18 protein-coding genes are annotated in these 18,890 nt (G+C 73.1%); 9 read left to right on the top strand and 9 right to left on the bottom strand.

The genetic code is table 11. The features are described 5' to 3' along the window. Window positions 1-117: 117 nt before the first annotated feature. Window positions 118-273, bottom strand: coding sequence for a hypothetical protein (locus tag ACIBST_RS24635; RefSeq protein WP_397174860.1), 156 nt, complete (start codon window positions 271-273; stop codon window positions 118-120). Between the two features lie 395 nt (window positions 274-668). Between ACIBST_RS24635 and ACIBST_RS24630 the strand changes: the two genes are divergently transcribed. From ACIBST_RS24630 to ACIBST_RS24595, 8 genes are all read left to right on the top strand, one after another. After that, the gene (locus tag ACIBST_RS24630; protein WP_397174859.1) at window positions 669-1,001 is read left to right on the top strand and encodes a hypothetical protein; all 333 of its coding nucleotides are present in this window, start codon (window positions 669-671) and stop codon (window positions 999-1,001) included. A gap of 187 nt (window positions 1,002-1,188) precedes the next feature. Beyond that, window positions 1,189-2,298, top strand: a complete 1,110-nt coding sequence (locus ACIBST_RS24625; RefSeq protein WP_352330681.1) for a S1 family peptidase — start codon at window positions 1,189-1,191, stop codon at window positions 2,296-2,298. 265 nt (window positions 2,299-2,563) lie between these two features. Then, window positions 2,564-3,574 (top strand): hypothetical protein, encoded by a 1,011-nt coding sequence (locus tag ACIBST_RS24620; protein ID WP_397174858.1) that lies wholly within the window; start codon window positions 2,564-2,566, stop codon window positions 3,572-3,574. Continuing rightward, window positions 3,571-4,680: an NAD(P)/FAD-dependent oxidoreductase gene (locus ACIBST_RS24615; RefSeq protein ID WP_397174857.1), complete on the top strand. Its 1,110-nt coding sequence runs from the start codon at window positions 3,571-3,573 to the stop codon at window positions 4,678-4,680. The genes ACIBST_RS24620 and ACIBST_RS24615 overlap by 4 nt, the downstream gene beginning before the upstream one ends. A 116-nt stretch (window positions 4,681-4,796) precedes the next feature. After that, entirely contained in the window at window positions 4,797-5,933 is a 1,137-nt protein-coding gene (locus ACIBST_RS24610) for a hypothetical protein (RefSeq protein WP_397174855.1), read from the top strand. A gap of 32 nt (window positions 5,934-5,965) precedes the next feature. Next, the gene (locus tag ACIBST_RS24605; protein WP_397174853.1) at window positions 5,966-7,183 is read left to right on the top strand and encodes a cytochrome P450; all 1,218 of its coding nucleotides are present in this window, start codon (window positions 5,966-5,968) and stop codon (window positions 7,181-7,183) included. A 153-nt stretch (window positions 7,184-7,336) separates the two neighbouring features. Then, entirely contained in the window at window positions 7,337-8,650 is a 1,314-nt protein-coding gene (locus ACIBST_RS24600; RefSeq protein ID WP_397174852.1) for a cation:proton antiporter, read from the top strand. Window positions 8,651-8,690: 40 nt separating this feature from the next. After that, complete coding sequence (locus ACIBST_RS24595; RefSeq protein WP_397174850.1) at window positions 8,691-9,239, top strand: GNAT family N-acetyltransferase; 549 nt, start codon at window positions 8,691-8,693, stop codon at window positions 9,237-9,239. Window positions 9,240-9,254: 15 nt separating this feature from the next. Here the strand turns inward: ACIBST_RS24595 and ACIBST_RS24590 are convergent, their stop codons facing one another. The 3 genes from ACIBST_RS24590 to ACIBST_RS24580 all read right to left on the bottom strand — a co-directional run bounded on the left by ACIBST_RS24590 (window position 9,255) and on the right by ACIBST_RS24580 (window position 11,868). Next, on the bottom strand, window positions 9,255-9,791 hold the full coding sequence (locus ACIBST_RS24590; protein WP_397174849.1) for an RDD family protein: 537 nt from the start codon (window positions 9,789-9,791) through the stop codon (window positions 9,255-9,257). 59 nt (window positions 9,792-9,850) lie between these two features. After that, the gene (locus ACIBST_RS24585) at window positions 9,851-10,900 is read right to left on the bottom strand and encodes a trypsin-like serine peptidase (protein WP_397174847.1); all 1,050 of its coding nucleotides are present in this window, start codon (window positions 10,898-10,900) and stop codon (window positions 9,851-9,853) included. 182 nt (window positions 10,901-11,082) lie between these two features. Beyond that, a complete protein-coding gene (locus ACIBST_RS24580; RefSeq protein WP_397174846.1) occupies window positions 11,083-11,868 on the bottom strand; it encodes an SAM-dependent methyltransferase in 786 nt (261 codons plus the stop codon). 47 nt (window positions 11,869-11,915) lie between these two features. Here ACIBST_RS24580 and ACIBST_RS24575 point away from each other — a divergent pair, with 47 nt between their 5' ends. After that, entirely contained in the window at window positions 11,916-13,277 is a 1,362-nt protein-coding gene (locus ACIBST_RS24575; RefSeq protein WP_397174844.1) for an MFS transporter, read from the top strand. Between the two features lie 44 nt (window positions 13,278-13,321). Here the strand turns inward: ACIBST_RS24575 and ACIBST_RS24570 are convergent, their stop codons facing one another. Genes ACIBST_RS24570 through ACIBST_RS24550 form a run of 5 tightly spaced genes read right to left on the bottom strand, consistent with a single transcriptional unit; the run spans window position 13,322 to window position 18,889 of the window. Beyond that, the gene (locus ACIBST_RS24570) at window positions 13,322-14,476 is read right to left on the bottom strand and encodes an aminotransferase class I/II-fold pyridoxal phosphate-dependent enzyme (RefSeq protein WP_397174843.1); all 1,155 of its coding nucleotides are present in this window, start codon (window positions 14,474-14,476) and stop codon (window positions 13,322-13,324) included. Continuing rightward, complete coding sequence (locus tag ACIBST_RS24565) at window positions 14,463-15,218, bottom strand: class I SAM-dependent methyltransferase (protein ID WP_397174841.1); 756 nt, start codon at window positions 15,216-15,218, stop codon at window positions 14,463-14,465. Before ACIBST_RS24565 ends, ACIBST_RS24570 begins: the two co-directional genes overlap by 14 nt. A gap of 11 nt (window positions 15,219-15,229) precedes the next feature. Next, window positions 15,230-16,501 carry a class I SAM-dependent methyltransferase gene (locus ACIBST_RS24560; protein ID WP_397174840.1) on the bottom strand — a complete coding sequence of 424 codons (1,272 nt, stop codon included), beginning with the start codon at window positions 16,499-16,501 and terminating at the stop codon, window positions 15,230-15,232. A gap of 18 nt (window positions 16,502-16,519) precedes the next feature. Continuing rightward, window positions 16,520-17,503 (bottom strand): dTDP-glucose 4,6-dehydratase, encoded by a 984-nt coding sequence (gene rfbB / locus ACIBST_RS24555; RefSeq protein ID WP_352327799.1) that lies wholly within the window; start codon window positions 17,501-17,503, stop codon window positions 16,520-16,522. A gap of 30 nt (window positions 17,504-17,533) precedes the next feature. Then, a complete protein-coding gene (locus ACIBST_RS24550; RefSeq protein WP_397174838.1) occupies window positions 17,534-18,889 on the bottom strand; it encodes a nucleotide disphospho-sugar-binding domain-containing protein in 1,356 nt (451 codons plus the stop codon). Window position 18,890: the final 1 nt, after the last annotated feature.

Raw genomic sequence — 18,890 nt, 5'->3', positions numbered from 1 at the left:
TTTTTACCGGGTTGTTGTTGTGTTTTTGGGTGTCGGGGGGGGGGGGGGGTTTTTTTTGGGGGGGGGGGGGGGGGGGGGGGCCCCCCCCCCCCCCCCCGACGGTGCGAGAAGGCGGTCTCAGGTCAGCGCCGGCCGGCGCAGGGTCGGGTAGCCGGTGTAGCCGGCGTGATCGCCGCCGTACCAGTGCTCGACGCGGACGGGGTTGAGCGGGGCCCCGGCGGCCAGCCTCTCGGGCAGGTCGGGGTTGGCCAGGAAGGCCTGTCCGAGCGACACCAGGTCGGCGCCCGCGTCGAGCAGCCGTTCCGCCTCGCGCCGGGTGGCGCGGTCGTGCCGGGGCGGCTGGCCTGGCTGTACGCCTACGTCCTGTTCAGCGCCGGCGACCCCGGCACGGGCGCGCTCGACGTCGCCGCCGCCTCCGGCGACCGGCGGACCGCCGCCGCCACGCTCGCCCTGCGCGCACCGCGCCCGCGACCTGCACGAGCGCGCGCGGGACCTGGCCGCGCGGCAGGGCCGCCTCTACGGCGAGGTGCACGCGGTGATGGGCCTGGCCCTGGGCGCCCGGCGGTCCGGGGCTCTCGACGCCGCCGAGTCCTTCCTGGCCCGCCTGCGCGACGTCCATCCCTCCTCACCGGCGGGGCGCGCACCTGGTCCACGCCGAGCTGGGGTTCGTGGCCGAGCTGCGCGGCGATCACGCGTCGGCCGCCGCCCGCCACCGGCGCGGCCTGGAGATCGCCCGCTCGGCCGGTGAGCCCCGGACCCTGGCGCTCTCCCTGGAGGGGCCGGCCGGGGCGGCGGCACGGGCCGCGCTGCTGCTGGGCGCGGCCGACGGGTCGCGCGGCAGCGTGGGCGCCCCGCCGCCGGCCGCCGAACGCGGCGACGTGGAGAGGATCACCGCGTCCGCCGTCATCGTGCTGGGCCGGGACATGTTCGCCGCGACGTTCCTGCACGGCACAAACAACTTTCTTGACATCGCCGAAAATGCCGGGTCGAACTTTTCATGAGTCCTGCTCGGGCCGATGCGATCTCATTCGCCGGAACATAAGGCCAGGTAAGGGGCGCGCCTGAGGGGACGACGCCCCTTCCTTGATCTATTACTCCCGGTCAAAAAATCAGTATGACAGCCCCTTGCCCTCCCTGGGGATTTTGTTCATATTTGCGGGCAAGTCACCCCACCCTCAGGAGGCTCCAGTGAGCATCCATGGCTTACGGATCCGGCGCGCCGCACTGATCGTCGCCACCGCCGGGCTCCTCACCGGCGCGGTCACGGGCGTACCCGCCCAGGCGTCGCCCGCGCCGGCCCAGCCCGCCGCCGACCCGGCCGCCGCCGCGGCCAGGCTGGAGGGGCAGCTCGGCGCCCGCACCGCCGGCTCCTACTTCGACCAGGCACAGGGCAAGATGGTGGTCACCACCACCGATCCGGCCGACGCCGAGGCCATCACCGCCTCGGGCGCCGTGCCGCGCGTCGTGTCCCGCAGCGGCCCCGCGCTTGAGGCCATCATGTCCTTCCTCGACCGCACGGCCGCCGTCCCCGGCACCGCGTGGGCTGTCGACCCGGCCTCCAACCAGGTCGTCGTCTGGGTGGACAGCACCGTCGCGAGCAGCGCGCGCACCAAGGTCCAGATCGCGGTCCAGCAGGCCAACACCCAGGCGGCCGCCGCGCAGGGCCAGAGCGCCGAGGCGGCCACGCCCGCGGTGCGCGTCGAGAACGAGCCCGGCAGGTTCAGCCTCTTCATCCAGGGCGGCGACGCCATCTACGGCGGCCAGTACCGCTGCTCGCTGGGCTTCAACGTGGTCAGCGGTTCGACCTACTACTTCCTGACCGCCGGCCACTGCGGCAACATCGCCTCCACGTGGTACGCCAACTCCGCGAAGACCACGACCCTGGGCAACACGACGGGCTCCAGCTTCCCGGGCAACGACTACGCGATCGTCAAGTACACCAACACCAGCATCGCCCACCCGGGCGGCGTGGACCTCTACAGCGGCTCGCGGGACATCACCAGCGCGGGCAACGCCTACGTCGGCCAGTCCGTGCAGCGCAGCGGCAGCACGACGCACGTGCACAGCGGCTCGGTGACGGCGCTCAACGCCACCGTGAACTACGCCGAGGGCACCGTACGCCAGATGATCAAGACCAATGTCTGCGCCGAGGGCGGCGACAGCGGCGGCGCGCTGTTCTCCGGCGGCGTCGCGCTCGGCCTGACCTCCGGCGGCAGCGGCAACTGCTCCAGCGGCGGGACGACCTTCTTCCAGCCGGTCACCGAGGCGCTGAGCGCCTACGGCGTGAACGTCTTCTGATCGGCCGCTGACGGCGGGTGAAGCCGATCACCGTGCGGGCCGCGCCCAGACGCGGCCCGCACGTGTGCGTAAAGGAACCTATACAAAACAGACAAAACGCCCTAATGTGGGCATCGCCCCGGTCGGCAACGACCGGGGCGCCAAACCCCCTCCGCCGGCGCGCGCGACGACCGCCCACGGCGCCCCTTTTCCGGACAATTCCCCTTGCGGCCGCCGTCCGCCCCCCTTCCTTACGCTTCGTAACGACTGTGTTACTGTCCGCGTTATGAACAAATCGGCCACTGAGCGGCAGATCGAAATTCTCTGGCCCACCATCGGCGTATCGGTCACAGCAGACCTCGACGGACGCAACCGCGACCTCGCCGACGCGTTGTGGCAGACCCTGCCCTACCGCAGCCTGCAAGGCCACGCCCTCGTGGCGGGGCACCACCTCTACCACCTGGCCCCGATGCCCGAGTTGCTGCACGTCCCGGGCGTCCACAAGATCGACCGGCGGATCGCGCCCGACGGATCGGTGTTCTGCTCCCGCCTCCAGCACCTCGGCATCAAGTACGGCCCGCTGAGCGAGCCCATGCCCGCCACTCCCATCGGCACCGTCCGCGAGGAGGACCTCGACGCGCTCGCCGAGGCCGGGCAGGCGGTGTGGCAGTCGGTGTACTCCGGCGGCGAGCCCGTGATCGTCGAGGTGCGCAGGGCCGGCGACAGCGGCGGCCACCAGCTGCGGCGCCCGACGGCCCGGCACGCCGAGGCCGAGCAGCTCCTCGCCGAGCTGCACGACGAGATCGAGCGCATCTGGCTCGACCCGCCCCAGGAGCTGGTCGACCTGCACGAGGGCCGGATCGCCTCGGGCGCGGGCAGCTTCGGCACCACGCTGACCACCATGCTGTTCGTCAACGGCGAGACCCGCCCGCTCGGCTACTGCTGCTACTCCGGCCTGGTCAGGGCCGCCCAGCAGCAGCAGCTCCCGCTGGAGTTCCTGCAGCAGATGGCGCGCATCATGGCCGCCACCCCGGCCGAGTTCCTGGGCTACTGCGGGCTGAACAAGCTGCACCAGTTCACCGAGCGCGCGCTGGAGGTCGCCGACCAGCTCCAGGACCGCGAGGACTTCGTCGCGCTCATGAGCCACATGGCTCTGTACGTCAACTGCCTGGGCGCCTGGAACCTCCAGCTCTTCCCGTGGCAGGTCGACGAGCACCTGCGCGCGGACGGCTCGGTGGCCCCGATCTCCGGCTCGATGCTGGCGCCCTTCGAGAGCGGGACGGTGGCCCCGGCATGAGCCAGGCCGACCGGGCCGAGGTGGTGGTCATCGGCGGCGGCGTGATCGGCCTGTCGATCGCGGCCCACCTGGCCGAGGCAGGGGTCGAGACCGTCGTCCTGGAACGCGACGACCTGGCCTCCGGCGCCTCGCGGGCCACCGCGGACGTGCTGCGCTCCTACTTCTCCGGCGACCCGGTCAGCTCCGCGATGGCGGTGCGCAGCCTGTCGGCCTACCGGTCGTTCCCACGCTGGCCCGGCGCCGACCTGCCGATGCGGCAGGTGGGCTACCTCGTGCTGTTCACCGAACGGGAGCAGGTGAACAGGTTCGAGGACGAGCTGCCGGCGCAGCGGGCCGCGGGCGTGGACGTGTCGCTGATCGGCGCCGAGGAGGCCCGGCGGCTCAACCCGCTGGTCGAGGAGCCGTCGCTGCTGGCGGCCGCGTGGTCGCCGCAGGCGTTCGTGAGCGACACGGCCGCCATCGTGGAGGCGTACGCGGAGGGGGCGGCGCGGGCGGGGGCCTCGCTGCGCACCGGCTGCCCGGTCACCGCCGTCGACCCGGCCACCGGGCGGGTCGAGACCGCGGACGGCACGCTCACCGCGCAGGCGATCGTGTGCGCGGCCGGGGCCTGGTCGGGCTGGATCGCCTCGACGGCGGGCGTGGACCTGCCGCTGACCGGGCCGGCGGTGCAGGAGCTGCTCACCACGGGCCCGCTGCCCGAGGTGCCCGACATGCCGGTCACCCTGCACGCCGCCAGCGGGCTGCTGATCCGCCGGCGCGGCGACCGGGTCCTGATCGGCATGGGCAACCCGGGCACCGACCGGGACGCCTGGTTCGTCAAGGCCAGGGCCCAGCTCGCCGCCACCTACCCCGGCCTGGACCTGTCCGGGCTGGAGACGGCGGTGCGCGGCCCCAGGGACGCCAGCCCCGACCGGTCGGCGTTCATCGGCCGGCTGCCCGGATCGCCGGCCTTCCTGTACGCCACCGGCTTCTCCGGCCACGGGCTGTGCAATGCCCCGGCGGCCGGCGAGCTGGTCCGTGACCTGTACCTGGGCCACGACCCGGCGGACACGTTCGGCTTCGACCCGATGGAGCTGGCGGCCGGGTCGCGGCGACGCTCGCGCTGACACCGGGCCCGGAGTCGCGCCGCCCGCGCCGACGTCGCATCCTTTCCGTGATCGAGGCGTGGCGTTGCCGCGGGTTGGCACGGCAGCGGGTACGACCGGCACCGGGGGAGGCAACGATGACCACGAATCCGTACGCCACTGCGCCCGTCGGCTACGCGGCCGAGCCGACGGCCGCGCCGTACTCGATCGTCGAGCTCATGCCCGGCGCCCGCAACCTGGTGCACTACCTGCGGGTGGCGCCGGGCGAGCGGGTGCTGGTGCTGGCCGAGCACACCGTGGACCCGGTGGTCGTGCAGGCCATCGCGGCCGCGGCGGCCTACCGTGACGCCGACGTGCACATCCTGTCGGTGGCGCCGTTCAGCCCGGGGGGCTGGGACAGCGGCGCCGGGCACCACGTCGAGCGGGCCGCCGTCGGGGCGTCCGACGTCGTCATCGCCTGCACCTGGTGGGGCGAGGTGCACACCGCGCCGCTGTTCTTCGACGAGATCGCGGCCCTGCCGGTCCGGTTCGCGTCCCTGCACATGAGCGCCACGGCGGGCGCGCTGCTCACCGGCGCCCGCCTGCCCAACGAGGTCTTCTACGCCCTGGCGCACCGCACGCTGGAGAAGCTGGCCGCGACGAGCAGGATCCGGGTCACCTCCACGGCCGGCACGGACCTGACGCTGTCCGGGCTGACCCTCATGCCGGACGCCGAGCCGCCGGGCCCCGGCCAGTGGCGGCCCTTCCCGTACGGGGGCGTCAACTTCTGGCCCGCCGACACCGAGGGCGTGCTCGTCGTCGAGGACTGCACGGTGACCGGCGTGCCCGAGGAGCCGCTGAGCGTGCACCTGGCCGGCAACGTCGTGCAGAAGATCGAGGGCGGGACGGCCGCCGACCGGCTGCGCCGCTTCTCCCCCGGCGGCTTCTACCTGCGGCACGCCCTGATCGGGCTGAACCCGAAGGTCCGGGTGGCGGGCGGCAGCCAGTTCGAGCGGGAGAAGCACGCCGGCGCGTTCTACTGCGGGCTCGACGCGCTCACCGACGGCGTGGCCGTCACCACCGCGCCCGGCTTCGCCCACTGCGACTGCCAGGTCGACCGGCCCACCCTGTACGCCGACGACGAGCCGCTCGTCCTCGACGGCCGGCTGCTGCTGCTCGACGACCCCGAGATCCGCAGGGTGGCCGAACGCTTCGGGCCGCCGGACGTGATCCTCGACGACAACCCGGTCATGGTCCTCCCCCGCCGCTACAGCGGGGCGACGTCGAGCCGATGACCGCCCGACCGCACCAGACAGACAGGATGACCATGGAACCCGAGTTCGTCCTCGACCCGGCCACCCTCGACCTGCACGACAGCGACGAGCGGCTGCGCCGGGCCGGCCCGCTCGTCCCGGTACGGGTCGAGGGGGTGCTGGCCTGGGCCGCCACCAGCCACGCGACGCTGGAGGCGGTGCTGTCGCACCCGGCGATGACGCGCGACATCCGGTACTGGGACCCCGAGGCCCGCGCCGCGGCCCCTCAGGGCACGTCGCTGATGCGGCTCGTCACCGACGCGTCCATGCTCAACGCCGACGGCGAGGACCACCGGCGGCTGCGCGGCCCGCTGGTCAAGCTGTTCAGCGCGCGCCAGGTGCAGCGGATGGAGCCGTGGATCACCTCCATCGTCGGCGACCTGCTGGAGGACCTGGCGGCCAGGCCGCCGGGCGAGCCGGTGGACCTGCGCGCCGAGTACGCCTACCCGCTGCCGTTGCGCGTCATCGTCGAGATGCTGGGCGTGCCCGACTCCCACCGCGAGCGCCTGCGCGCGCTCACCGACGAGGTGGTGCAGCTCGACCAGAGCCCGCCGGACAGCCCGGAGGGACGCAGGGCGCTGTTCGAGCTGGTCGGCGAGATCATCGAGGTGCGGCGCGGCACGCCCGGCGAGGACCTGACGAGCGAGCTGATCGCGCTGCACGCCCAGGGCCGGCTGGACGACGCCGAGCTGCGCGACACCGTGCAGGTGCTGCTGATCGCCGGCCACGTCACGACGATCAACCTCATCGCGCACGCGGTGCGCGCCCTGCTGGGCCGTCCGGAGCAGCTCGCACTGCTGCGCTCGGGGGCCGTGCCGTGGAGCGCGGCGGTGGAGGAGGCGCTGCGCTGGGAGTCGCCCAACGCCTACTTCCCGATGCGCTACGCCATGGAGGACCTGGAGATCGAGGGCGTCCGGCTGCGGGCGGGCGAGGCGGTGCTGGCCTGCTTCTCCGCCGCCGGGCGCGACCCCGAGCGGTTCGGCGAGAACGCCGCCGACTTCGACGTGACCAGGCCGGCCGTGCCGCATCTGGCGTTCGGGCACGGGCCGCACTTCTGCCTGGGCGCGCCGCTGGCCCGGTTGCAGGCCGAGGTGGCGCTGCCGGCCCTGTTCGCGACGTTCCCCGAGATGCGGGCCGCCGGGCCGCTCGACGACCTGCCCCGGCTCACCTCGCTGCTGGACAACGGGGTGCGGGCCCTGCCGGTGCTGCTCGGCCCGCGCGCCGCCGGCTGAGCTCCGCCGGTTTCTCCGTGCGTGCGGATCTTCGCGGGCGGCTTTCTCGGAGAGTGCCGCATGTGAACGGGTCCGTTGCGGCGGGCGTGCCGGGCGTTCTTTGCTGAATATCCAGGTTCGGACAAGACCAGGATCGACCTTCCAGGGGTATTCATGCAGACGCCCATCGCCCCCATCGGCGCGCACGGCATGCTCGTGTTCCTGCTGCAGATCGGCTTGATGCTCGCCCTCGCCCTGGGGCTCGGGGCGCTGGCGGCCCGGTTCCGGCTGCCCGCCGTGGTGGGCGAGCTGTTCGCCGGGGTCGTGCTCGGGCCGTCGATCCTGGCGCACGTCGCGCCGGACCTCCACCGCTGGCTCTTCCCCGCCGACCCCGGCCAGTTCCACCTGCTGGACGCCGTCGGGCAGGTCGGCGTGCTGCTGCTGGTCGGGCTGACCGGCATCCACATGGACCTGAACCTGGTGCGGCGGCGGGCGGGCACCGCGGCCGGGGTCAGCGCGGGCGGTCTGATCATCCCGCTCGGGCTCGGCATCGCCACCGGGTTCCTGCTGCCCCGGATGATCGTGCCCGACGGCACCGACGAGACGGTGTTCGCGCTGTTCATGGGCGTGGCGATGTGCGTGAGCGCGATCCCCGTGCTGGCCAAGACGCTGATGGACATGCGGCTGCTGCACCGCAACATCGGCCAGCTCACGCTCACCGCCGGGATGATCGACGACGCGTTCGGCTGGTTCATGCTCTCGATCGTCAGCGCCATGGCCGTCAACGCGGTCAGCACCGGCACCGTGATCACCTCGCTGGCCTACCTCCTGGCCATCGTCGTGGTGGCCCTGACCGTCGGGCGGCCGCTGGTGCGCGGCGCGATGCGGCTGGCGGCCCGCTCGCCCGAGGCCGGCCCGACGGTCGGCATGGCGATCGTGCTGCTCGTGCTGGCCTCGGCCGGGACGCACGCGCTCGGCCTGGAGTCGGTCTTCGGCGCGTTCGTGATGGGCATGCTCATCGGCGGCGCGGGACGGGTGGACCCGGCCCGGCTGGCCCCGCTGCGCACGGTGACGCTGTACGGCTTCGCCCCCGTCTTCTTCGCCACCGCCGGGCTGCGGATGGACCTGACCGCGCTGACCCGTCCGCCGGTGCTGCTGGCCGGGCTCGCGGTGCTGGCGGTCGCGATCGTCGGCAAGTTCGTCGGCGCGTACGCCGGCGCCCGGCTGAGCCGGCTCAACCGCTGGGAGGCGCTGGCCCTGGGCGCCGGGCTCAACGCGCGCGGCGTGATCGAGGTCGTGGTGGCCATGGTCGGCCTGCGGCTGGGCATCCTCAGCGTCGAGGCGTACACGCTGGTGGTGCTGGTCGCGATCGTCACCTCGCTGATGACGCCGCCCATCCTGCGCGCGGCGATGGCCCGGGTGGAGCAGACGGCCGACGAGGAGATCCGCGAGACGGCCCACCGCGCCTGGACCACCACGGCGAGCTGACGGAGACGACGCTTCTCGCGGCACGCCCTACAGTTGCCCCATGTCCGAAATGCCGTCACGGGTGGAGCTGCACCCGCTCACCCTCTCCGACCAGGACGAGTTCTGCTCGCTCGTCCGGGCCAGCGCCGAACTGCACCGGCCGTGGATGCAGCTGCCCTCGACCGCCGAGGAGTTCCGTACCTGGATGCGCCGCTTCGACGACGGCCTCAACCTGGGCTTCCTGATCCGCGTCCGGGAGAGCGGCGCCACCGCGGGCACGGTCAACATCAACTCGATCATCCGGGGCCGCTACCAGGGGGCCTCCCTCGGCTACGCGGCCTTCGCCCCGTCCGCCGGGCGCGGCTACATGACCGACGGGCTCGCCCTTGCCCTGCGGCACGCGTTCGGCGACCTGCGGCTGCACCGGCTGGAGGCCAACATCCAGCCGGCGAACAAGGCGTCCCTGGCCCTGGCCCGGCGGCTGGGCTTCCGCTACGAGGGGCTGTCGCCCGACTACCTCTACATCGACGGCGCCTGGCGCGACCACGAACGCTGGTCCATCACCGCGCCGAACCCCTGGCAGCCCGATCCCTCCCTGCCGGAGGTGTGATCGGCTCGGGGCCCGTCAGGGCGCCGGCACCACCCGGGTGGCCGTCACGAGGTCGTGCAGGGCGGCCCGGTCGCGGCGGGTCAGCACCAGCACGACCGAGGCCCCGGCCAGGGTGTACGCCGCGACCAGCAGCGGCATGGCGACGGCCGACTCCGGCTCGCGGACCAGCCGGGAGACCGCCATGTGAGCGCACTGCCACGGGAGCAGCTTCACCAGGGCGCGCGCCACGATCCGAGCCGCGCCGGGCCGCCCCCCGCCGGCCAGTGCCACGACGAGCCCCGCGCGCCGCTTGCCCCACGTGGCCTGCCGCCGCCCCGCCTCCCTCCCGACCAGGTACGCCCCGAGTGGCAGCACGCTCAGCGCGGTGATCAGCAGGTCGGTGCCCAGGGCGCCGACCCCGCCGAACCCCGCTCCGGCCCGGCTCAGCGGCACGAACACGCCGGCCAGCGCCGTGAGCCAGGCGGCGATCACGAGATAGTCCCACCCGGCCGCCACCAGCCTCGGACGTAACGCCGTCCGGCCGCCTCGCGTCCGCTCCCGCTCGTTCAGCACGTGTCGCCTCCTTGACCATGATCCTCGAACGGCGGCGACGCCCCCGCGGGCCTCTCGTCTCAGCCGGAGACGTACGTGATGGAGCCGGTCCAGCGGTTGGCCGCGTCCTGGTAGACCTGGAACAGCCCCGTGTCGAAGTACGGGGAGATGCCGGTGTCGTACCGCCCGTCGGCGTCGGTGTCGGCGACGCTGATCGTCAGGCCGCTCAGGTAGCCGGCGCGGGTCCCGGCGTCGTACCCGGTGACCCACGCCGCGCCGGGCGAGGCCGTGAACGGCGAGTCCACCCCGACGGGCCGGTCCGCGCGCAGGCCGGCGGGCTTCACCGCGAAGGTCGGCCCGCTCGAGCGTTCGAGGCTCTGGCCCGTGTACGGGCCGGTGCCGTCGGGGTGGAGCCCGGAGGGGTGGCCGAGGACGTCGGCCGCGGGCGGGAGCGGCTGGTTGGCCGCGATCCCGAGGCCGCCGACGCTGTCGCCGAGGCGGGCGACGGTGGTCAGCGTGTCCGGGGCGGACAGGACGACGCCGTTGTAGACGGTGGCGAAGGCGTAGCCCCGGTCGAAGTCGTGGAGGTCTTCGAAGTCGTAGTGGGTGATGCCCTGCTTGCCGACGTACAGGCCGTAGGGAGTGGCGCCGTCGGCGTAGGCCGGGACGAAGACCCACTTGCCGAGCGCGCCCATCGGGGCCTCGATGTCGAACACGCAGTGGCCCGCGGTGGCCACCAGGTTGCGGTACTTCGACTGCACGGAGGTGCCGGTGCACCAGTGGGGCCGGCCGTCGCTCCCGATGAAGAACACCTTGCCGGACGTCGCGAACTCCTCGCCGGGCGGCGGGTTCTCGGCCCCGATCGGCTGGACTGCGATCGCGGGCCCGTCCGGGACGATCCCGGTGGACAGGCGTTCGCCCCCCGCCGCCGTGGCCAGCACGGTGTACGGCGTGGCGGCCCGCAGGTTGGCGGCGTCGTCGGCGAGCCAGAACCCGGCCACCTCCCGGGCCTTGTCCACGACGGTGGCCAGCGGGACCGTCGCGACGGTGGCCGCCCGCGCGGGCCCGGCCGCGACGAGGGGGGCCAGCAGGCTCAGCGCGGCGGCTGACACGATCGTTGCACGCCTCAAGGACATCTCCGTCCGGTAGAGCCGGCCGGACGGCCCGGCCGGCGAACACCAAGATCGTAAGCACGGCCGGCGGAAGAAGCCCACAAGTTTTAGATCACATGTTCGAAACGACGCGACGCTCGACACACGGACGGCCCGCCACCCGGAGGTGACGGGCCATCCCGGAAGGGGAGCCGCGCGGGTCAGGACCGCTTGCGGCCCACCGCGCACAGGTGGTAGTCGCCGTCGATCGGGGACGGGTCGGTGTCGGGGTCGGGACGCCACTCGCGGGTGTTGACGATGCCCGGCTCCAGCAGGTCGAAGCCGTCCAGCATGGAGGCGAACACCGACCGCCTGCGGGCGGTGAACGGCGAGGTCGCGTTGCGGTAGACGGCGCTGACGTCGTCGGCCTTGCTCGGCATGGTGTCGGGGGCGACGTGCGTCAGCACGATGTGGCTGCCCGCGGGCAGCAGGTCGCGGTAGCGGTGGACGACGCCGACCGGGTCCTCGGCGTCGGTGACGAAGTGCAGCAGCGAGACCACCAGCAGCGCGATCGGCCGGGAGAAGTCCAGCACCTCCGCCGCCCGCTCCATGACGGCCTCCGGCCGCCGCAGGTCGCCCTCCTGGACGGTGACGTCGGGCGAGTGGCCGAGCAGGGCGCGGGAGTGGGTGAGCACGACCGAGTCGTTGTCCACGTAGACGATCTTCGCGCCCTCGATCACCTCGTGCACGTGGCCCGCGGTCGGCAGCCCCGAGCCGATGTCGAGGAACTGGTCGACGCCCGTCTGCCGCAGGTGGCGCACGGCGCGCTGCAGGAAGGCCCGGCTGTTGCGGGCGTCGCCCCTGATCTCGGGGATGATCGACAGCACCTTCTCCGCGGCGGCCCGGTCGGACGCGAAGTTGTCCTTCCCGCCGAGGTAGTAGTCGTACATCCGCGCCACGTTGGGCACCGCGGCGCTGACGCCCGGCGGGACTCGGTCACTCATCATGTGCCAAACCTAGACGATCTAGGGCGAACGTTGGGATGATCTCTGCCATGTTAGGTCTCGACCCCGCGACGGGCATCAGCAGGACCAACCTCTGGGCGTGCATGGGGCTCGGGCTCCTCGGCACGGCGGTCATCACGTTCCTGCCGGCCGCGCAGCCGTACCTGCTCACCGACGCGCTGGGGCTGTCCGGCGACGACCTGGGCCGCACGACCGGCTACCTCCAGGTCGCCGCGGAGGCGGCGCTCATCCTGAGCCTGGCCTGGTACGGCGCGCTCGCCGACCGGATCGGCCGGCGGCCGGTCGCCGTGGCGGGGCTGCTGCTGTGCGCGCTCGGCGCGGCGCTCTACCCGTTCGCGGGGAACGTCGCCGTCCTGGTCGCGCTGCGGGTCGTGTTCGCCCTCGGGATCGCCGCCCTGAACGTCACCATGTCCGCGATCACCGCCGACTACGTGCGCGACCGGGCGCGTGGCAAGGCCTACGGCTGGCTCGGCCTGTTCAGCGGCATCGGCGCGGTGGTCGCGGTGCTGGTGCTGGTACGCCTGCCGAACATGCTGGAGGCCGGCGGCATGGCCCCGGCCACGGCGGCCCAGGTGGGCTTCCTGGTGGTCGCCGGGCTGGTGCTGCTGGGCGCGCTGGCCCTGCGCGGCACGCTGGCCCCCGGCCTGGCCACGCCCGCCGAGCCGCCCGCCGGGCAGCCGTCCGGGCAGCCGTCCGGAGAGCGGGCCGGAGAGCGGGCCGGAGAGCGGGCCGGGCTGGCGCGGCTGGTCGTCGAGGGGGTGCGGCTGGCCCGCGACCCCGGCGTGGCGCTGTCGTACGCGGCGTCCTTCGTGGCCAGGGCCGACCTGGCGCTGGTGGCGAGCTTCCTGTCGTTGTGGATCGTGGACTACGCCAAGGCCGTGCGCGGCATGTCCGCCACCGAGGCCCTGGCCAAGAGCGGCGCGATCGTGGGCGTCGCGTACATGGTGATCGTGGTGGGCGCGCCGCTGTTCGGCTGGCTCGGCGACCGGATGCGGCGCCAGGACGTCGTGATCCTGGCCCAGGCGCTGGCCGGGGCCGCGTACCTGTCGACGCTGCTGGTCAGCGACCCGCTCGGGCCGGGGATGATGCTGGTGGCGGCGGCCGTCGGGCTGGGCGAGATCGGCGTCATCACCACGGCGGGCCCGCTGCTGGCCCAGCAGGTGCCGGCCCGCTACCGGGGTTCCAGCTTCGGCGTCCAGACGCTCTGCGGCGCGATCGGCATCTTCGTCATCTCCGGCGTCGGCGGCTGGCTCTACGACCTGTGGCGGCCCGCGGCCCCCTTCGCGCTGGCGGGCGCGTGCGGCCTGCTGGTCGCCCTGTTCGGCCTGGCCGTGCGCCGCCGGGTGACCCCCGTCCCCGAGGCGGTCCCGGGGGCCGTGCCCGCGGCCTGACGGAAGGAAGAGGGCGCCCCGCGCAGGAGGCGCCCTCTTCGCGGTCAGGCGACCAGCCGGCGGTCGGCCGCCCGGACGGTCTCGCGCACCACGCGGCAGATGCCGGCGATGTGCCCGGCGTCCACCGTGGGCCCGGTGGGCAGGGACAGGACGCGGGCGGCCAGGCCCTCGGCCCGGGGCAGGGGCAGCGGGAAGTGCCTGCCCGGGTCCGACCGGTACGGCTCGACCTGGTGGCAGATCGGGGAGAAGTAGCGGCGGGCGTGCACGTTCTCCACCAGCAGCGCCTCCAGCACCGCGTCCCGCGACACGCCGGCGACGGCCTCGTCCACCTCGATGACCAGGTACTGGTGGTTGGCCCGTTCGCCGGGCGCCTGGCCGCGCACCACGACGCCCGGCAGCCCGGCGAGCAGTTCCTCGTAGACCCGCTGGTTGCGCCGGTTGGCCTCGACGATCGTGTCGATGGCCTCCAGCGAGGTCAGCCCCATGGCCGCGTGAAACTCGCTCATCCGGGCCACCGTGCCGGCCCCGGAGATCTTCCCGGCCGCGTCGATGCCCTGGTTGCGCAGCTCCCTGACCCGGGCGGCCAGGTCGTCGTCGTCGGTGACGATCGCGCCGCCCTCGACGCTGTTGACGAACTTGGTGGCGTGGAAGCTGAAGATCTCGGCGTCCCCTGACGTCCCGATCGGCCTGCCCCGGTAGGTGCAGCCGAGCGCGTGCGCCGCGTCGAACAGCAGGACCAGCCCGTGGTCGCGGGCCAGGCGCTCCAGCGCGTCCACGTCGCACGGGTAGCCGAAGACGTGCACGCCGAGGATGCCGCGGGTGCGCGGGCCGATCAGGCGCTCGACGTGGTCGGGGTCGGCGTTGCCGGTGATCTCGTCGGAGTCGCAGAAGACCGGGACGATGCCGATCCACTCCAGCGCGTGGGCGGTGGCCACCCACGTGAAGGAGGGGACGATCACCTCGTCGCCCGGCCGCAGCCCGGCGGCCCTGGCCGCGATCTGGATGCCGGTGGTGGCGTTGCACGTCGCCACGGCGTGCCGGGCGCCGGTCAGGTCGGCCAGGCGCGCCTCGAACTCGCGCACCAGCGGGCCGTTGTTGGTCAGCCAGAGCCGGTCGAGCACGCCGCCGAGCCGTTCCAGCAGGCGCGCCCGCTCCCCCGCGTTCGGCCGGCCGACGACGAGGGGCTCACCGGGGGCCATCGCCGTCCCCCTCCTCGCGCACGCCGACGAACAGCCCGGGGCTGTTGGGCCGGCCGTCGGCCAGCTTGAACGCGGGCCGGAACTCGGCCCGGCAGCCCGCCTCGGCGAACGCCTCCAGGTACTGGTCGCAGGTGAACAGGCTGGAGTACAGGACCTCGGCGAACTCCTTGAAACCCGAGGCGTCGGCGACCCTGAACCGCACCTCCAGCCGGCTCTTGCCGCCCTCCCTGCGCGAGTGCGTCATGCGGGAGATGACGAGCCCCTCCTCCACCAGCGTGTGGCCGCCGACGTGCCCGTCGAGGAAGTTCTCCGGGAAGTACCAGGGCTCGACGACGAGGACGCCGCCGGGCGCCAGGTGGGCCGCCATCCGGCCGACGGCCTCCACCAGCTCGTCGTAGGAGCCCAGTTCGCCGACGGCGTTGCCCATGCAGGTCACGGCGTCGAAGGTGCGTCCGAGGTCGAAGGTGCGCATGTCGCCGGCGTGCAGCGGCACGCCGGGCAGCCGCCGTCCGGCGACCTCCCGCATGTCGGGTGACAGCTCGACCCCTTCGACGTGGTCGAACAGCTTGGCGAAGGTCTCCAGGTGCGCGCCGGTGCCGCAGGCGACGTCGAGCAGCGAGGCCGCGTGCGGCGACCGTTCCCTGATGATCCTGTCGAGCTCGCGGGCCTCGCCCTCGAAGCTCTTGCCGCGGCTGCGGAAGACGCGGTCGTAGTACTCGGCGTGGTCGGATCCGTATTCCATGCAGATCTCCTTCAGGCCACCGCCGGGACGGGCTCGGCCGTCACGACCCTCGGCTGCGGGATGGGGATGATGAACTTGCCGCCGCGGCGCAGGAAGTCCTGTTCCTTGGAGATGATCTCGTCGGCGTAGTTCCAGGCGAGCAGCAGGTAGTAGTCGGGCTGCTGGTCGCGGGCCTGCTCGGGCGAGCGGCACGGGATGCGGGTGCCGGGCAGCAGCCGGCCGTGCTTGAGGCTGGTGGTGTCGCTGCAGAAGCGCACCTCGGCCGGTCCGAGCTCGCAGAACTGCAGCAGGGTGGTGCCCTTGGAGGGCGCGCCGTACCCGGCGACGGTCAGGCCGCGGCCGGCCAGGTCGCGGACGAGGTCGCCGATCTGCTTGATCACCTGGTGGGCGCGCCCGGCGAAGGCCAGGTAGGCCTCGTCGGAGTCGAGGCCGCTCTGCCGCTCCAGTGACAGCAGCCGGTTGACCGAGGGGCGGGTGGGGTGGTCCGAGCCCTCCCTGGCGGCGAAGACGACGATCGAGCCGCCGTGCACGGCCGCCCGCTCGACGTCCACGACGCGCAGGCCGTGCCGCGCGAACAGGTGGCTCAGCGTGGTGACCGAGTAGTACGACAGGTGCTCGTGGTAGATCGTGTCGAACTGGTTCTCCTCCAGCAGGTCCAGCAGGTACGGCACCTCGATCGCGACCAGCCCGTCGGGGGCCAGCACGGCGGTGGCGCCCTCCAGCACGTTGTGCACGTCGTCGATGTGGGCGAAGCACTGGCGGCCGAGCACCAGCTTGGCCTCGCCCTGCTCGGCGTGGATGCGGCGGCCCTGGTCGGCGCCGAAGAACTCGGGCAGCGTGCGCACGCCGCGGGCGTTGGCGATCTCGGCCAGGTTCTCGGCCGGGTCCACGCCGACGACGCGCTGCCCCTGCTCCTGGAAGAGCGCGAGCTGCAGGCCGACGTTGCTGCCCAGCTCGACGACCAGCTCGCCGGGCGCCAGGCCGGCCCGGCGGGTGCACCAGCCGACGATGCGCCGCATGTGGCCGGTCATCTGGTCGGACTCGGAGGTGACGTACACATAGTGCCGGAACAGCACGTCGGGCCTGATCACGTGGCGGATGGCCATCAGCCGGCAGTTGCGGCACACGATGACGTCCACGGGATAGGCGGGCTCCTCGGCCGGCAGGTCGGCGGGGTCGAGGAAGCCGTTGGCCAGCGGCACGGACCCGAAGGAGGTGACCTCCAGCCAGTCGTCGCGCCCGCAGACCCGGCACGTGTCAAGACGTCGGACAATGTCCTGCATGGCTTCTCCTCATGATCTTCAGTGGGCGGCCACGGCGAGCTCGCGGTGCTTGAGCGGTTCCCACCAGGACCGGTTGTCCCGGTACCACGCGACGGTCGCGGCCAGCCCGGTCTCGAAGTCGACCGATGGCGCGTAGCCCAGCTCCCGCTCGATCTTGGAGATGTCGAGGGAGTAGCGCAGGTCGTGCCCCGGCCGGTCGGGGACGTGCTCGACCATGTCCCAGCCCGCGCCGCACGCCTCCAGCAGGCGGGCGGTCAGCTCCAGGTTGCTCAGCTCGCTGCCGCCGCCGATGTGGTAGACCTCGCCGGCCCGGCCGCGGTCGAGGACCATGCGGATGGCCCGGCAGTGGTCGGAGACGTGCAGCCAGTCGCGCCGGTTGCCGCCGTCGCCGTACAGGGGCACCCGGCGGCCTTCGAGCAGGTTGGTGACGAACAGCGGGATGACCTTCTCGGGGAACTGGTAGTGGCCGTAGTTGTTGGTGCAGCGGGTGATCACGACGTCCAGGCCGAGGGTGCGGTGGAAGGCCAGCGCGAGCAGGTCCGAGCCGGCCTTGGAGGCCGCGTACGGCACGTTCGGCGCGAGCGGCGTCTCCTCGGTCCACGAGCCCTCGGCGATGGAGCCGTACACCTCGTCGGTGGAGACGTGCACGAAGCGGCCGACGCCGTGCCGCAGGGCCGCCTCCAGCAGGGTCTGGGTGCCCAGCACGTTGGAGCGCACGAAGCCGGTCGCGCTGACGATCGACCGGTCGACGTGCGTCTCGGCGGCGAAGTGCACGATCGCGTCCTGCCCGGCCACCACCTCGTCGGCCACGAGCGGGTCGGCGGTGTCGCCCTGCACGAAGCGCAGCCCCGGGTGGCCGGCCACCGGGTCGAGGTTCTCCAGGTTGCCGGAATAGGTGAGCTTGTCCAGGACGGTGACCCGCGTGCCCGGCGAGTCGCGCAACGTGGCTCTGACGAACTCCGAGCCGATGAAACCGGCGCCGCCGGTGACCAGGATCCGCAACTGTCCGCCTCCTGTCTGAGGGGTCGACGGCTACCGGGCGGCGGCGGTCAGCCGCTCCAGCTCCGCGACGATGTCGGTCGGGCTCGGCGTGGCCAGCCAGTCCTCGTGGATGGCGGCCGCGCCCTTGGTGAACGAGGGGTCCTTCAGCACGCGCAGCAGCTCGTCGCGGATCTCGGCCGCGGACTGCGTCTGGTGGTTGATCCGCACGCCGGCGCCGCGCGTGGTGACGTACCGGGAGGTTCGGGTCGAGGTGAGCTGTTTCTGGCACTGGAGCTGCCAGTCGATGCCGTCCTCGACGGGGGTGCCGACGAGCCGGTTGTGCTCGTCGGTGTCGCAGACGACCTGCGGGACGTTCATGGCCGAGGCGGCCGCGAAGGTGCCGATCGAGCCGTGGTGGATGATCGCCGAGCAGGTCGGCAGGAGCTGGTCGAGCGGCACGTAGTCGAACACGCGCACGTTGGCGGGCAGCGGGCGGTCCAGGTCGAGGAGCTGGTTGGCGTCCAGGGTGGCGACGACCTCGGCGTCCAGGCCGTCCACGGCCTCCATCAGCTTGGCGGTGCGGCCCCAGTCGCCCTTGAAGAACGTGCGCATCGACACGCCCAGCGAGATCGCCACCCGCGGCCGCTCCGGCGGTCGCCGCAGCCACTCGGGGACGACGCTCGCCCCGGTGTAGGGGACGTACCGGACGGGCACGCGATGCACGCCGGGGGTGGGCAGGCTCATCCCGGGCGGGAACGGGTCCACCGTCCAGTCGCCGAGCAGCAGGTTGTCGTCGACGGTCACGCCGTACCTGTCGGCCAGCGGGCCGATCACCCCGGTCATGGGGTTCCGCTCGCCGCTGCCGGCGAACCTGTCCGCGGCCCAGGCGGTGTAGTCGGGGGCCAGCAGCGTACGGGCGTGGGCGGCGCCGCAGACCCGGGCCGCCACCGCGCCGCACGGGAACCACGGGTCCCACAGGACGAGGTCGGGCCGCCACTCGCGGGCGAACTCGACGACGGCCTGCACGTCCTGGCGGGGCTCCGGCGGATGGTAGTTGCGCATGGTGAGCAGCGCGAAGTGGTAGAAGACGTCCCAGGGCGGGCGTTCGGCCTCGGTGATGCCGAGCGCGGCGACCAGGCGCTCCGACTCCTCGATCGTCGGGATGAGGCCGGCGAACCCGGGGTAGCCGCGGTCGTGCACCGACAGCGGCTCGGGCGCGCCGCAGGAGACCGCGGTCAGCCCGGCCGCGTTCACCGACCGGTGGAAGTCGGGCACCGAGACCCCGGTGTCGACGCCCGGCGGGGCGGCCACCACCACCTGGTGCCCGGCCGCCTGCAACGCCCAGGCGTAGGGCACGATCGGCAGGAAGTGCGCCGTCGCGGGGAAGACGGTGAACATCACGCGCATG

Source organism: Nonomuraea sp. NPDC049684, from assembly GCF_044465345.1.
GTDB lineage: Bacteria > Actinomycetota > Actinomycetes > Streptosporangiales > Streptosporangiaceae > Nonomuraea.
Note: the sequence above shows the minus strand (reverse complement) of the source record. Positions and strands in the feature narration are given on the sequence as shown.